General features: G+C 66.7%; 14 protein-coding genes and 1 pseudogene. 9 read left to right on the forward strand and 6 right to left on the reverse strand.

The window, feature by feature from the left end:
* Window positions 1–8: 8 nt before the first annotated feature.
* Together ACOJB8_RS13530 and ACOJB8_RS13535 are read right to left on the reverse strand one after the other, a co-directional pair.
* Window positions 9–446, reverse strand: a complete 438-nt coding sequence (locus tag ACOJB8_RS13530) for an acyl-CoA thioesterase (RefSeq protein WP_028203609.1) — start codon at window positions 444–446, stop codon at window positions 9–11.
* 45 nt (window positions 447–491) lie between these two features.
* On the reverse strand, window positions 492–1,082 hold the full coding sequence (locus ACOJB8_RS13535; RefSeq protein ID WP_069261939.1) for a BPSL1445 family SYLF domain-containing lipoprotein: 591 nt from the start codon (window positions 1,080–1,082) through the stop codon (window positions 492–494).
* 373 nt (window positions 1,083–1,455) lie between these two features.
* Between ACOJB8_RS13535 and ACOJB8_RS13540 the strand changes: the two genes are divergently transcribed.
* From ACOJB8_RS13540 to ACOJB8_RS13555, 4 genes are all read left to right on the forward strand, one after another.
* Complete coding sequence (locus tag ACOJB8_RS13540) at window positions 1,456–1,827, forward strand: DUF2946 domain-containing protein (RefSeq protein ID WP_069261940.1); 372 nt, start codon at window positions 1,456–1,458, stop codon at window positions 1,825–1,827.
* A 194-nt stretch (window positions 1,828–2,021) separates the two neighbouring features.
* Window positions 2,022–4,325, forward strand: a complete 2,304-nt coding sequence (locus ACOJB8_RS13545) for a TonB-dependent receptor (protein WP_428995929.1) — start codon at window positions 2,022–2,024, stop codon at window positions 4,323–4,325.
* A 64-nt stretch (window positions 4,326–4,389) separates the two neighbouring features.
* Window positions 4,390–5,895, forward strand: a complete 1,506-nt coding sequence (locus tag ACOJB8_RS13550) for a PepSY-associated TM helix domain-containing protein (protein ID WP_342946090.1) — start codon at window positions 4,390–4,392, stop codon at window positions 5,893–5,895.
* 117 nt (window positions 5,896–6,012) lie between these two features.
* Window positions 6,013–6,369, forward strand: coding sequence for a hypothetical protein (locus ACOJB8_RS13555; protein WP_342946089.1), 357 nt, complete (start codon window positions 6,013–6,015; stop codon window positions 6,367–6,369).
* Window positions 6,370–6,446: 77 nt separating this feature from the next.
* On the opposite strand, the gene ACOJB8_RS13560 is transcribed toward ACOJB8_RS13555, so the two are convergent.
* Both ACOJB8_RS13560 and ACOJB8_RS13565 read right to left on the reverse strand, forming a co-directional pair.
* On the reverse strand, window positions 6,447–7,157 hold the full coding sequence (locus ACOJB8_RS13560) for an SDR family NAD(P)-dependent oxidoreductase (RefSeq protein ID WP_342946088.1): 711 nt from the start codon (window positions 7,155–7,157) through the stop codon (window positions 6,447–6,449).
* A gap of 90 nt (window positions 7,158–7,247) precedes the next feature.
* A complete protein-coding gene (locus tag ACOJB8_RS13565) occupies window positions 7,248–8,189 on the reverse strand; it encodes a sterol desaturase family protein (RefSeq protein ID WP_342946087.1) in 942 nt (313 codons plus the stop codon).
* Between the two features lie 332 nt (window positions 8,190–8,521).
* Here ACOJB8_RS13565 and ACOJB8_RS13570 point away from each other — a divergent pair, with 332 nt between their 5' ends.
* The 5 genes from ACOJB8_RS13570 to ACOJB8_RS13590 all read left to right on the forward strand — a co-directional run bounded on the left by ACOJB8_RS13570 (window position 8,522) and on the right by ACOJB8_RS13590 (window position 12,991).
* Window positions 8,522–9,499 (forward strand): hypothetical protein, encoded by a 978-nt coding sequence (locus ACOJB8_RS13570; RefSeq protein ID WP_475012886.1) that lies wholly within the window; start codon window positions 8,522–8,524, stop codon window positions 9,497–9,499.
* Between the two features lie 102 nt (window positions 9,500–9,601).
* On the forward strand, window positions 9,602–9,907 hold the full coding sequence (locus tag ACOJB8_RS13575; RefSeq protein WP_069262388.1) for an EF-hand domain-containing protein: 306 nt from the start codon (window positions 9,602–9,604) through the stop codon (window positions 9,905–9,907).
* Window positions 9,908–9,923: 16 nt separating this feature from the next.
* Window positions 9,924–10,637: a response regulator gene (locus ACOJB8_RS13580; protein ID WP_342946085.1), complete on the forward strand. Its 714-nt coding sequence runs from the start codon at window positions 9,924–9,926 to the stop codon at window positions 10,635–10,637.
* Window positions 10,637–12,034 (forward strand): ATP-binding protein, encoded by a 1,398-nt coding sequence (locus ACOJB8_RS13585; RefSeq protein ID WP_475012889.1) that lies wholly within the window; start codon window positions 10,637–10,639, stop codon window positions 12,032–12,034. Before ACOJB8_RS13580 ends, ACOJB8_RS13585 begins: the two co-directional genes overlap by 1 nt.
* 189 nt (window positions 12,035–12,223) lie before the next feature.
* Entirely contained in the window at window positions 12,224–12,991 is a 768-nt protein-coding gene (locus tag ACOJB8_RS13590; RefSeq protein WP_368684195.1) for a DUF4410 domain-containing protein, read from the forward strand.
* Between the two features lie 78 nt (window positions 12,992–13,069).
* Here ACOJB8_RS13590 and ACOJB8_RS13595 read toward each other — a convergent pair.
* Together ACOJB8_RS13595 and hpnR are read right to left on the reverse strand one after the other, a co-directional pair.
* A pseudogene (locus tag ACOJB8_RS13595) lies at window positions 13,070–13,255 on the reverse strand (hypothetical protein); the annotation flags it as partial.
* 61 nt (window positions 13,256–13,316) lie between these two features.
* On the reverse strand, window positions 13,317–14,861 hold the full coding sequence (hpnR, locus tag ACOJB8_RS13600) for a hopanoid C-3 methylase HpnR (protein WP_475012891.1): 1,545 nt from the start codon (window positions 14,859–14,861) through the stop codon (window positions 13,317–13,319).
* Between the last annotated feature and the right edge of the window lie 66 nt (window positions 14,862–14,927).

Here is a 14,927-nt window from a genome sequence, read left to right on the forward strand (position 1 = left end):
TCCAATGATCAATCGCGCGCGGCGGCCGTCATCGCCCGCGCGATCGCATCGCGAATATCCTCAGGAATGCCAATCGACTTGTGAGTGTCGAGCGAGGTGGTCACGATGGTCTGGCGTGCCGCCATACGCAGCACGCCGTCCACGCCCGTGCAGGCCCACGCGAGCGTGAGCGACGCCCCGCCCAGGCGCTCGACGTCGAGCGAGAGCCAGACCTCGTCGCCCATCTTGCTGACCGCCTTGAAATCCACTTCGAGCCGCACGGTCGGCATGCCCACGCGGCGAGCGCCTATCACGCCGTGATAGCCCTCCTGCGGCAACAACTCGTCGATCCACGATTCGACGAGATCGTTGAAGAGGACGAAATACTGCGGATAGAACACGATCCCGGCGGGATCGCACTCCGAGAAGTGAATCTTGTGTTTGCGGCGGTACGTGGGCGTCGCCATGCGTGTGTCTCCTTTCATGCCAACTCGTCACTGCGCGCGGCAGCGTCAAATGACGAGCCGCGACACCTTCACGCCTTCCAGCGACACCCCGGCCATGAGGCCCGCGTTGGTCAGCACGAACGCTTCCACGGGGCTCGTCGCGGTCGAGGTATCGACATTGCCGTTCGCGCCCACCGTGACGAGCGCAACCGTGGCGTCCGCACCTGCCGACCACCCCTGGCTGCTCGTGAAATCGTTGAGCGCGACCGGGTTCATGAACGCGAAGATGATGGCTTTGGACTGCGCGCCGATCTGCAGGCCGAACGAGCCCGCAATGGTGCTGTAGTAGCCCGTCGTGCGGCCATCCACGCGCAGCGCGCCGGTCCCGTACTGACCGCCGATCCAGAAACCTGCCGAAAGCACCTGCGGAAAGACGAGCACGCCGCTCGCCTTCGAGACCAGCTCCTGCGACCCGCTCACCGTGCTGAAGAGGCGCGAGAGCGTGGCGTCGACGCCTGCGTCGATCGAATTGCGCTTCGCCGTGTTTTGCGAAGCGCTGTTCTGCGTGCCGAGCGGCGTTGTCGTGCAGCCGGCAAGCGCGAGGCCGCTGGCGGCGAGAGCGGCGCTGGAGCTGAGAAGAAATTGACGTCGGCGCATTGCGTGGTTTTCCTGTGCAAATGGGGCTTCGGGTGCCCGCGCCGGCCCGATCGTGGACATCCGGGCCGTGCGCAAAGCGCTACAGGATAGCGCGCATGGCCGTCGCCGGGGCAAACCCGCAATCCGGCGCGTGGGCACCGGCCGCCCGCGGCGGCCATGACCGCTCATCCTTGGGGGTATAGGACCATGCAGCGGGCATCGAGTTCGCGCGAAGAGGTAAGGAAGTCCCCAGCCGCGGGCGTTTCGATGCCACGCAACGGCGTCGACGGACGCGACATCGCACCGCGCTTATTGCCATCCTCAGGGCCGCGGGCGCGCGTGCGCAAACGCGAAAGGCCGTGTTAGACTCCGCCGCGCAATCATTCTCATTCTCATGAATTCACGCAAGCATTCACTGCTGACCGCATGGCTTGGCCTCGTCGCCATGTGGCTCATCGTGCTTGCGCCGCTCGTGAGCCAGCTCGTCGCCGCGCAGCACGCGCATGAGCCGGACGCCACGCTCTGCTCGGCCGTGCAGCCGGTGCAGTCCGGTAGCGCGCCGCATCTTTCGCACGACGACGCATTCGGCGCCTGCGGCTACTGCCATCTGCTCGAGCATCATGTGGCGATGGCTTCGGTCGCCGCGCCCGCTCCGCTTGCCGCCCTCGTGCTCGCCCGCGAGACGATCGCGCCGCCCGTCACCCACGACCTCCCCTTAGGCGCCTTCCCTTCGGGCAGGCCGCGCGCCCCACCCGTCCTTTCCTGAGTTACGCCTTTACCAGCCGGTCGACCGCGATCTGATCGCGTGCCCAACGAGCACGCACGACACGCGCGACTGCTCGATTCCCGTTTCCAGGAAAGCATTTCATGTCCACGCTCACCACGCGTGGCGCTGGCGTTCGCTCGCGCGAACGCGCAACGCCGCGCGCGCTGCAGCATGCCGGGCGCCTCGCGCTCGCCATGCTGCCGCGCGTCTTGCCGCTGCCTCTCGTTGCACCCATCGTCTTTCATGCAGCCCATGCTGCCGAGGCGCAAGCCGCCGATGCCGCCTCGGCCACCACGCTGCCCACCGTCACGGTCAGCGCCGCCGCTGGCAGCGCCGCGGCGCCCGCCGTCGATCCCCACCTGCCCGCGACGGTGGAAACCGTCACGCCCGCGCAATTCGCGAACTGGAACGTCGTCAACACGGAGGACGTGCTCAAGTACCTGCCCAATCTCGCGGTACGCAAGCGCTACGTGGGCGATCTGAACTCGATCATCGCCGTGCGCGGCACGAGCAATACGCAAAGCGCGCGCGGTCTCGTCTATGCCGACGGCCTGCTGCTCTCGAACCTGCTCGGCAACAGTTACAGTTTCCCGCCACGCTGGTCGATGGTGTTCCCCGACCAGATCCAGCAAGTGGATGTGATCTACGGGCCGTATTCCGCGCTCTATCCCGGCAACTCGCTCGGCGCCACTGTGCTCATCACCACGCGCATGCCGAAGGCGTTCGAAGCGACCGCGGACGTAAAGGCGTTCACCCAGCATTTCAGCCTCTTCGGCGTAAACCAGAACTTCAACGGCAGCGAGATGAGCGCTTCGATCGGCGACCGCATCGGCAAGTTCTCGTATCTGCTTGGCGTGAACCACCTGGAGAACACGAGCCAGCCGCTGCAGTTCGCCACGCTTGCGCAGTCGACGAAGCCCGCGCAACCGGGCGACGTGCCCGTGCGTGGCGCGTACTTCTACAACAACCAGACCAACACGCCCACGGTCGTGCTCGGCGTGAACGGCGAAGGCATGCAGCACACGGTGCAGGACCAGTTCAAGCTGCGCATGCAGTACGACTTCACGCCCACCGTGCAAGGCGGCGTGACGCTCGGCTACTGGCACCAGACCTACAACAACGCCACCTCGACCTTCCTTTACGACGCGAACGGCAACCCCGTGTACAGCGGCAAGGTGTCGATCAACGGCTACGAGTACACCATTCCCGCCGCCGCGTTCGCACCGAGCCGCGGCTGGAGCGAAAACTGGCTGTATGGCGCGACGCTGCGCACCCATCAGGCGACCGGCTGGAACGCTGAAGCCATTGCCTCGTACTACGACGTAAGCAACAGCGTGGCGCGCACGGCGAATGCGGGCGGACCCGGCAACGGTCCCGGCGTCATGACGCTGGGCGACGGCACCGGCTGGAAGACGCTCGACCTCAAGACGACGTGGACGCCGGCCACACCCGACGCCGGACTCGCCGCCCACTGGCTCACCTTCGGCTATCACTATGACGATTACGCGCTCGACAACCGCACGTACAACACGCTCGCGTGGCGCGACGGCGGTGCGAACAGTTTCGCCAACGCCTTCGCGGGCAAGACCGAAATGCAGGCGCTCTATGCACAGGACGCCTGGCGCTTCCTGCCACGCTGGAAGCTCGTGTACGGGGTGCGCTACGAGAATTGGCGCGCCTTCGACGGCTATCAGGCGCTCGGCAGTGTGAACGTGCCTTATGCGAACGCGGGCGACCATCACTTGTCGCCGAAAGCTTCGCTCTCGTTCGACGTGACCGACGACCTCACGCTGCGTGCATCGATTGCGCGCGCCTACCGCTTCCCGACTGTGAGCGAGTTGTTCCAGGGGCAGGTGAACGGCTCGTCCATCGTCAACAACAATCCGAACCTGCGCCCCGAGGACGATCTCTCGAAGGAACTGAGCGCCGAATGGGCGCACTGGAACGGCCTGTTCCGCCTGACGCTCTTTCAGGACGACGTAAAGAACACGATCTTCAGCCAGACCGATACGACGGTCATTCCGAACGTCACGAACTTCCAGAACATCGGCAAGGTGCGCTCGCGCGGCGTGGAAACGAGCTATCAGGGAGAAGACGTCATCGTGCGCGGGCTCGATCTCGCGGCGAGCGTGGCCTATACGCAGTCGAAGATCCTGGAGAACGCGCAGAATCCGGCGAGCGTCGGCAAGTACTTCTATCGCATTCCGCTGTGGCGCGCGAATCTCGTCGCGACCTACCGGTTCGACGCGCGCTCCGCGCTCACGCTCGCCGCGCGCTACTCGGGGCGCCAGTACAACACGCTCACGAACACGGACACGAACCCGAACGTATTCGGCGGCACGAGCACCTACACGGTCGCCGACGTGAAGTACACCTTCCGGCCGACGAAGAAGAGCGAGATAGGCGTGGGCATCGACAACCTGTTCGACGCGCGCTACTTCGTCTATCACCCGTATCCCGGCCGTACCTACTACCTCGAAGCGAAGCTCGACATTTGAGCGGCTCGTTTTCGTTTGAATCATCCATGCATTCGAGCCGTGCCGGCTCGACAGGGAGTCCCCGATGTCCACGATATCCGACCCGGTCAGCGCACCGCCTGCCCACGCGGCGCAGTCCGGCTACCGCACGCTGTGGCGCTGGCATTTTTACGCCGGCCTCTTCGTCATGCCCTTGCTGCTCGTGCTCGCCATTACGGGCACGATCTACTGTTTCCAGCCGCAGATCGAACCGCTGCTTTACCCGCATCGGCTGGTGGTCGCGCCGGCGGCGACACCGCGCCTGCCCGTGGATACGCTGCTGGCCCGCGCGCGAGCCGCGCTGCCGCCCGACGCGCGGGCGCTGCGCGCGCACGTCGAATCGAATCCCGCACGCAGCGCCGAATTCGTTTTCGCGCTGCCCGGCGGGACCAAAGAGAGCGTCTACGTGAATCCCTATGATGGCGCGGTGCTCGGCACGCTCGACGTCGATCGCCGCTTCATGCAGGTCGACCGCATGCTGCATCGCAAGCTCTTGCTCGGCAAGCCCGGCGAGCTGCTGATGGAACTGGCCGCCTGCTGGACGCTGGTGATGATCGCCACCGGCATTGCGCTCTGGTGGCCGCGCGCGGGTGCGTCGTGGCGCGCCGCGCTGCTGCCTCGCTTCGCCGCGCGCGGGCGGCCGTTCTGGAAGAGCGTGCACGCGAGCGTCGGCATCTGGCTCGCCGTGGGCGCGCTCGCGTTCGTGTTGAGCGGCTTGCCGTGGACCGGCTCGTGGGGCAAGCAGTTCAAGGCGCTCGCCACGCGCGCGAGCCTCGGCGCGCCGCGCGGCGCGTGGGGCGGCGGTCTCGCGCTGAAGTCGGCCTTGCCGGGTGGGCCGGCAGCAGCAGCTAGCGGCGCAGCGGCGAATCCTCCCGCAAGCCACGCCGATCGACAAGAACACAGCGGAGAGCACGCGGGGCACGACATGGCGTCGATGCCAGGCATGGTGATGGACGACATGCCGCTCCCGCTCGTGCCCTGGGCCGTCGGCGCGGTTCCCGTGCCGCACTCGCCCGACGCGTCCGGCGCATCGCAACACTGGACGCTTGCCCAGGTCGTCGCCCAGATGCGCGATCTCGGCGTGCGCGACGGTTACGACATCGTGCTGCCCGCCACGCCCGATGGCGTCTACACGGTCTCGTACTTTCCGCCCGATCCGAAAGCGGAACGCACCGTGTATATCGACCAATACAGCGGCGCCGTGCTCAAGGACATTCGCTATGACGATTACGGCGCAGTTTCGAAGGCCATTTCATATGGCACATCGCTGCACATGGGCCGCTACTTTGGCCTCGCCAACCAGTTGATCTGCGCGGCGATTTCGCTGGGCCTCGGCGCGCTCGCGGTGACGGGATTCGTGATGTGGTGGCTACGCCGCCCCGCCCGCGCGAAGGGCGCATCGATGTTGGCGGCGCCCTCACGCGAGCGCGCCGCGCCCCCGCTGCGCGCCTGGAAGACCGGTCTCGTGCTGCTCGGCATCGTGTTTCCGCTGATGGGCGCGACGCTCGTGGCGGTCTGGCTGTTCGACCGCGCAGCCTTCCGACGCGCCTAGAAGCTGCCGTCGTGCCGGCGTCGGCGGCCGCGGCGGCCCTGCGGTAATCTGCGGACACAAATACGTCTGAACCTGGCTGCGCCAAATGGTTTCAAACGTAGATATGCGGAGATTATCGTGTTGCGGCGAATTTCAGCGCTCGGCGCGGCCGCGGTGCTTGCGGGCTGCGCGGTCGCGCCCTATCCCGGTTACCCCGGGTACTACGGCTATGACTACGGCTACCCGTACGACTCGGGCTATCCGTACGCCTACGGTTACGACTACTACCCCGGCTATTTCGGCGGCGGCTATGGCGGCATCGCCGTCTGGGGCGGTGGCGGCGGATGCTGCTATCACCACGGCTGGCACGGCGGTGGCCATGGCGGCGGCTGGCACGGTGGCGGTGGACACGGCGGCGGCTGGCATGGAGGCGGTGGCGGCACGTGGCAAGGCGGCGGCGGTGGCAGGGGGGCCGGCGGCGGCCACGGCCACTAACCCGTCACAGCGCGACCACAGCGGGACCACTCTGTTGAAGCGGTCCGTATACCGTGCGTGTCAGCGCGGCGCCGCGCTTATACGCGCCCGTTCACCGGAATCAGCGCCCCCGTAATCGCCTGCGCGTCCTCGCTCAGCAAGAACGCGATCACCGTAGCGATCTCGCGCGGCTGCACCCAGCGCGTGAAATCGGCGTCCGGCATGTCGGCGCGGTTTTGCGGCGTGTCGATGATGCTCGGCAAGATCGCGTTCACCGTCACACCCTTGTCCTTCAGCTCTTCCGCGAGCGCTTCCGTCAAGCGCGCCACGCCCGCCTTCGACGCCGAATACGCGCCCATGCCGAGCCCCGCCTTGAGTCCCGCGCCCGCGCCGATGTTGACCACACGCCCCGCGCCGCTCTTCACGAGATGAGGCAGCGCGGCCTTCGAGGCATTGAGCGCCGTCTTCACGTTCAAATCGAACATCAAATCCCACGTGCGCGCGTCGCCGTCGCCGATAGTCTCCCACCGGAACGCGCCCGCCACGTTGACGAGCGCGTCGAGCCCGCCGAGTCTCTCCTGCAATGCGCCGAAGGCAGTCTGGGCCGCCTTCGCGTCGACGAGATCGACGCCGCCCATGCGCAGCGCGTTCGCGAGCGCGGCGGGCAGCGCCGCCGCTTCGGGGGCCGCGCCGCGGCCGATCAGCGCCACGCGGGCGCCGCGTTCGGCCAGCAATTGCGCCGTCGCCAGACCCAGGCTGCCGAAGCCGCCCGTCACCGCGACCACTTTGCCGTTCAGACCATTTTCCATGCTCTTATTCCTTTGCTAACCTGAATTCGATGCAGCCCGCGATCGATGCGGGCGCCGCTGGCGCCACGTTACGCGAGCCGCGGCCTTCCATCAACCGGCGCGCGGGCGTCCGCGTGAAACCTCCGCGCGTACCGTGGCGAGCGCGTGCTGCTTGCGCAGGTTCTCCGTGGTGTCGCCGCCGCCGTCCGCGCGCCAGCCCGGCGGCAGGAAAACATAGCGCACGGCGGTCCAGATGTCCTTCGCCATCACGACGTCGCGTGCGAGCGTCTCCCAGTGTTCCAGTTCGACGACGAACGGATTGCGCGAGCGCACGGGCGTCACGAGCCCGTAGCGGCAAGGCTCTTCGGCACGTTCCGGCACGTAGGTACCGAACAGGCGGTCGAAAATGATCAGGACTCCGCCATAGTTGGCATCGAGATAGTCGACGTTCGAAGCGTGGTGCACGCGGTGGTTGGACGGCGTGTTGAACACGTACTCGAGCCAGCCGAGTTTCGGAATCCACGTGTTGTGCAGCCAGAACTGATAGAGCAGGTTGAGCGAGAGGATGGCGAGCACGACTTCGGGCCGCACGCCGAGCCACACGAGCGGACCGAAGAACATGGCCGGGCCGGTCAGCTTGCCGGTCCAGCCCAGCCGGTAGGCAGACGAAAGCGTCAACTGGTTCGGCGAATGGTGCACGGCATGCGTGGCCCAGAAGAAGCGGATGCGGTGCGAAGCGCGGTGATACCAGTAATAGCAGAACTCCTGACCGATGAAGACCAGCAGCACGAGCGCAACCGTGTCGATATTCAGTGTGAAGAGCCGATGCTCCCACGCGAAATCCAGGATCGGCGCGGCGAGAGAAAGCGGCAGGAACGCGAGGAGCTTGCGGCCCGCGAGGTCGGCGAGCGAAAGCCCAACCTCAGACCAATCGAATGCGGCCTCGCCCGCCGCTTCGCGGCGCTTCCTGAACGTGAGCACGCACGCCTCGATCAGCGAGACGGCAACGACGAACAGCGTGACATAGAACGCGAGTTTTCCTGTAGTGAGCATGATGGATCGTGTGCATTGAGCGCGTCTTGCGCGGTGAAGAAAGACGCGTGTTGCACGCAGGAGTCGCGGCGTCGCGTCGGATGAAGGGCACTGTAGTGGCGCCCAACGGGAAAAACCACGCGCAAAGTATGTCGGGATATGTCACGCGCCACGCGCGCGAAACACCTCGATACGCCCGCCGCGCCGCGTGCGCGGGGAGGGCGCGCCAGCGGCCCCGCGACGTGTAACACCGTGACATGGTTTACGACGCGACTTGCGCCTGGCCCAGCCCTATAGTTCGTTCCGCTGACACGCCGCAGCGTGCCTCCCGAAACGAACCGCAAGGACCTCTGATGAAAACGCTCCCCCTCGTCGTCGCCGCGCTTATCGGCTTCGCCAGCGCCCCCGCTTTCGCCGGCTGGTCCGGCCACGGCACGGCATACACGCCGCACGGCACGTACAACGGCGCGCACTACGGTTCCTGCAGCGGCGGCACCTGCTCGCATGCGGGCGGCGTGGCCGGTCCCTGGGGCGGCGTCGCCACCAACAGCGGCTCCGTCGCCCGCACCGCGCCGGGCCAGTTCAGCAACAGCGGCACGGCCTACGGTCCGAACGGCCGCTCGGTCCAGCATTCGGGCGATACGAGCTGCGCGGGCGGCACCTGCTCGCACACCGGCTCGCTCGACGGCTCGGATGGCCGCAGCGCGAGCACCGCGGGCAGCGTGACGCGCACGGCGCCGGGCCAGTACTCGTCGACGGGCACGGTCACGACGGGCAACGGCAACACCTACGGGCACTCGGCATCCACGAACTGTGCGGGCAACACGTGCAATCGCTCGGGCACCGTCACCGGCACGCAGGGCGGCAGCGTCTACCACTCGGGCAGCGCCACGGGCGTCGGAACCGGCGTGGTGACCACGGGCGGCGGCACGACCGTTGTCCATGGCGGCACCGTGACCACCGGCACGGTAACGACCTCGGGCACGACGGTCGCCGTCGTGGGCGCCCCGGTCCCCGTGCCCGCGCCGGTCGTCGTCACGCCGCCGCCGCCCAGCACCACGGTGTATGTCGCCCCGCCGCCGCCCGCCCCCAAGACGGTCGTCGTCGCGCCCGCACCTGCACCGCAGACGGTTTATGTCGCGACTCCTGCACCGAAGACCGTCTATGTCGCGCCTCCCGCACCGAAGGTCGTCTACGTGGCGCCGCCGGCACCCAAGGTCGTCTATGTGGGCCAGCCGCTGCCGCGCGCCGTGTACATCGCCCCGCGCCCCGCCGTGTGGATTCCCGGCCACTGGGTCGGCCGCGTGTGGGTCCCGGCTCACTGGGCCTGAACCATCACCGGCGGCTGCGGATTCGCATGACCCGCAGCCGCCCGCCTCATTCGCTTGATCAACCGGCCGGCGAGCTTCGTCGGCCACCTCACGGAGAACACCATGAAGAAGATGATCGCTGCCCTCGTTTTGTGTATCGTTTCAGCAGCGGTTTGCGTGCCGGCATCGGCTCAGGCCTTGCCAGACGGCTCAGGCGACAGCGCGCGCGTCGAACGCATGATGGCGCAGCTGCAAGGGCGTTTCGCCGCCGCGAACACGACGCACGACGGCAAGCTCACGCGCGAGCAGGCGCAGGCGGGTATGCCGAAGGTCGCGCAGCACTTCGACGAAATCGACACGCAAAAAGCCGGCTTCGTCACCCTCGCGCAGATCGAGGACTTCATGCGAGCGCGCGCAGCAGCCCGATGAACGCCGGAGGCGTCACATGGAGCAGGCAAACAGGATCATCGTGCTCGACGACGAAGCCGAACTGCGCAACATGCTGCAGCGCTTTCTCACGAGCCAGGGTTTCGAGGTACGCGCCGTCGCCGACGGCAAGCGCCTCGACCGCCTGCTCCAGCGTGAGCCCTACGACCTGCTGGTGCTCGATCTCATGATGGAGCCCGAAGACGGCCTCACCGTATGCCGACGCCTGCGCGCCGAAGGCCAGACGCTGCCGATCCTCATGCTCACCGCGAAAGGCGATGCCGCCGACAAGGTGATCGGCCTCGAAACCGGCGCCGACGACTATCTCGCCAAGCCGTTTCTCCCCGACGAACTGGTCGCGCGCATTCGCGCCCTGTTGCGTCGCCAGAAGATGGCCTCGGGCGAGCCCACGGTCACCTCGCAAATGCTGCGCTTCGGCGACTTTCAGTTCGACGTTGGCAAACAAACGCTCTACCGCGACGGCACGCCCATCGAAGTCCACTCGGCGCAGATGCTGCTGCTTCACGCGCTCGGCTCGTCGCCGAATCGCGCTGTGAGCCGCGAGAACCTGCTCGCCCGCGCGCGCGGACGCGACCACAGCGCGCTCGACCGCAGCGTGGACGTGCAGATCCTGCGCCTGCGCCAGATCGTCGAGGACGATCCCGCCAAGCCGCGCTTCATCAAGACCGTCTGGGGCATCGGCTACATGCTGGTGGCCGGCGTCGAATCGTAATGCGCTTGCGGCTGCCGCGCTCGCTGCTCTCGCGCAACATCGCGCTGCTGGTGGCGCTCGTCGCGCTCTCGCAGATCTGCTCGCTCGTCGTCCTGCTGCACTTCGTGCAGCGCCCGCGCATCGAACGCGCCTCGATCATCTTCGCCGATTACGTCAAGCTGCTCGACACCACGCTCGCGTCCATGCCACCCGACGAAGGGCGCGCGGCGGCCGCGCGGTTCGATGCGCGCCGTGCGGCGCCGCCACAAGCGTCGAGCGAGGCGCAGCCGAGTCTCGTCGACTTTTTCCGCACCTGGCAGCGCGACGTGTTCGTCGAAGCGCTGCAAAGCCATCTGCCGCCCGAGTTGCTGGTGCGCTGGGACGCGAGTCACGACGAGACCGTACCCGCCGCGGCTGGCGAAGCCGCGCAGGAGCGCCTGTGGATCCGCCTTCACGCAGCGGGCGAACCGGTCTGGATCGCCCTGCCGGTGACCGCCGACGCGCGAGCGAGCGGCATCACTACGGCGTTGATCCTCTCCGCCGCGCTCGCGCTGCTCGCCGCGCTCACCGGCTACCTGTTGCAGCGCCACATCAACCGCCCGCTGCGCAAACTCGCGCGCGCGGCGCGGCGCGTGAGCGCAGGCGAAACGCCGCCGCCACTGCCGACCAACGGCCCGACCGAAATCGCCCAGGTGAGCCGCGCCTTCAACCAGATGACCGAAGCGCTGAAGCAGGCTGAGGCCACGCGCGCGCTGATGCTGGCCGGCGTCTCGCACGACATCCGCACGCCACTCACGAAACTGCGCCTCGCGATCGCGATGGCCCTGCCGCGCGGCAGCAACGATGCGCTCGTGGCCTCGTCCGAGAGCTATCTGGACCAGATCGACACGATCCTCCAGCAGTTCATGGACTACGCAGGCAGCGGCGAGCGCGAAGCGCCGCAACCAGGCGACCTCAACGCGCTCGCGGGCCAACTCGTTGCCGACTTCGCGGGGCTCGGGCATGAATTCGATTTCGACGAGGGTGAATTGCCGGTTTTCGCGTTCCGGCCCATCGCGGTTATGCGTCTGCTGATGAATCTCATGCAGAACGCCGCGAACTATGGCCGCACAGGTCTGACGATTCGCACGTGGCGCGACGACGACACCGCCTGCGTGATCGTTGCCGACCGTGGCAACGGCATCCGCGCCGAGGAACTGGAGCGCCTCAAATCGCCCTTCAGCCGCGGCGCGAACGCCCGTACTCATTCGGGCGGATCGGGCCTCGGGCTTGCCATCGTCGAGCGGATCGCGCGGCTGCACGGCGGCTCGCTCACCTTCCGCGACCGCGAAGGCGGCGGCCTCGAAGCCGTCGTGCGCCTGCCGCTGAACCGTCCCTCGTCGAGTCGGAACGGCGCGCCGCGGGCCGTGCGCCCATGACATGACTCGACATAATTTGCGCGTGGATTTCGTGCGCCCTTCCCCCCATACTTGCGCCTGAGCCTGAGCAACGGAGCAGAACAAACCGAAGCCCAGACGCCGAAGCACCCTGGTCGATAGTTCGCCATCCTGAATAAATTGCGAGTATCGGCAGAAACGAGACACTCTTTCAGGTAAAAGGACATCGACATGCAAACGATCATCAACTTCCTCGTCAACAAGGCCAAGCGCATCGCGGGCACCACGTTCCTCGCCGGCGCGCTGTTCGCGAGCGGCTGCGCGTCGGCCGCGCCGGTCGTGCAGACGAACGGCCCGCTCCCGCAACTGCACGCCGACGTCGTCTACGTCTACACGTTCGACGCCGCCGCCGACCAGGTGAAGCTCGACAGCACCGGCATGCTGCACAAGCTCAAGACGATGACGAGCGGCGAGTCGTCGGCGCAGCAGCAACAGCAGGCCGCGCTGCAAACGCGCGAGCATCTCGCCGATCAGCTCGTGAGCGAACTTCAGAAAATGGGCCTGCCCGCCGTGCGCATGGACGGTCCCGCACCCGCTGGCCACAACGCGTTGATCGTGGAAGGCCGCATCGACACGATGGACGCGGGCAGCAGCCGCCGCCGCATGCTGATTGGTCTCGGCGCGGGCAAGAGCGAAGTGGGCGCGACGATCGCGGTGCTGTTCCAGCCCGCCAACGGCGGCGAACCGCAACCGCTCCTGAGCTTCCAGACGAAGGCGGATAGCGGCCATATGCCTGGCATGGCCGAGACGGCGGGCGTGGGCGCGGCGGCTGGCCATGTGGCGACGGCCGCGGTGGTGGGCGGCGGTCTGCACGGCGCCTCGGAGGCGAAGCGCGACACGCTCTCGTCGGATGCCGGCAAGCTGGCCCGCTCGATTGCGAAGGAAATCACGCAGATCAGCACGCAGAACGGCTGGATGGCAACGACGACGAAGAGCTGATACGGAGGAAGCGCGCTGCGCAGCGCAAGGGTACGTGCCCTTTACGGCGACGGTTCGATACCGCCGCCGTCTTTTTGTTTACTGGACTAGCGGTTCGCGCTGCGCCTGCGGCTCACGATATCGCGCGAACTTCGACGTATGGCCGATGCCGGGATTGAAGCAGTTGCATGGATCGAGCGTTTCGTAAAACGACTTCAGCGCAGGCTTCGCATCGTAGAGACGGCCGACGTTGTGCTCAGCGGGCTATTCGGCGCCGCGCGCGTCGAACCTCGACGGCAGGACGCGCGCGCAACCGGTGTACGTCAAGACGGCGCCGGCCGAACAATCAGCCGAGACCCATGCGTGTCTCGTCGACGAACTTCTCCGTGGCGTCGTCGATCTTGCGGCCCTTGCGGCCGGAGGGGCCATGAATGTAGACGGTCTTCATATCGACCTGCGGCGCGCCGCTCATGCCGGGCGGCGGCGTCATCTCGTAGTGGACTTCGCGCGCGTGGTCGGCCATTTGCAGGCGCGGATCGAACACCGAGTTGAAACGCCACAGCATGCGCACGAAATTGGTCTGGCCGTGCAATAGCAGATGCGTGGCCTGCCCCGCCGCGCCGCGCAGCGCGGTCCAGCCCATGTGCTTGCGATTGAGCACCTGCTGCGTGCGCACGAGTTCCGCGTAGAACTCGGGCAGCGGAAGTTTCGTCGGCACGACGGCGTGCTGGATGTCATAAAGGCGATAGTCGAGGCTCGTGAGGCGCCGCGCCTCGCGCTGCCAGTTCTCCGTGCCCGGATATGGCGTATTCACGCTGATATTGACGATCTCGGGAATCTCCAGGCACCACTGGCGGATCGTCTCGAAGCGTTCGCGGTCCCAGTCCGGATCGGCAATCAGGTTGATCGCGACGGTAATCCCCAACGAACGCGCGAATTCGAGCGCCTCGAAATTCTTGTCAAGGCTGATCCGTTTGCGAAACGCCTTGAGCCCCGCCTCGTCGATCGCCTCCAGACCGAGGAACATGTACTTCAGGCCAATGGACTGCCACAGACGGAACACGTCCTTGTTGCGCAGAAGCACGTCGCCACGCGTTTCCAGGTAGTAGCGCTTGTCGATGCCGCGCCGCTTGATCGCCTCGCCGATCGCCATGCCGTGTTCGGCATGCACGAACGCCACGTCATCGACGATGAATACGCCCGGCTCGCGCAACGCCGCCAGTTCGTCCACGACGACTTCGGGGCTGCGCGTGCGGTAGCTGCGTCCGTAGAACGTCCATGCGCTGCAGAACGTGCAGTCCCACGGGCAGCCACGCGCGAACTCGATGGAGGCGCAGGGATCGAGCGTGCCGATGAAATACTTGCGGCGATGGCGTAGCAGGTCGCGCGCGGGCCGCACCGGATCGAGATTCTCGACGAAGCCTGGCGGCGGACCCGATCCGTGGCTCGTGAGGACGCCGGGCACCTCGAGCAGGTCGGCGCGGCGCGACACCGCTTCGAGCAGTTCGTTCACCGAAGCTTCACCCTCGCCGCGCAGCACGCAATCGATCGCGCCGTCGGCATGGCGCAGCAGATCGTGTGCGGTGAACGACACGCTGTGGCCCCCGACGAAGACGAAACACGAGGGAAGCGCGGCCTTCACGGCCTTCGAGAGATCGATGATCTCGGGAATGTTGGCCAGATAGTTGCCCGAGAAGCAGAGCGCCTCGGGCTGCCAGTCACGCACCATGCGCATGAGGTCACGGTGTGTCTCGACCTGCAGATCGAGCAGGCGCACGTCATGGCCCGCATCGCGCGCCGTACCGGCTACGGATTCGAGACCCAGCGGCTCGAGCCGCAGGAACACGCGCGTATACATCAGTCCGCTCGGGTGGACAGCAAGCAATTTCATGAAGCCTCCTTGCGAAGGGCCGCCGCTTCGCGAGAGTCTACGCGCGTTGGCGGATCGCTGCCCCGC

It is taken from the genome of Paraburkholderia sp. BR10141 (assembly GCF_056155635.1).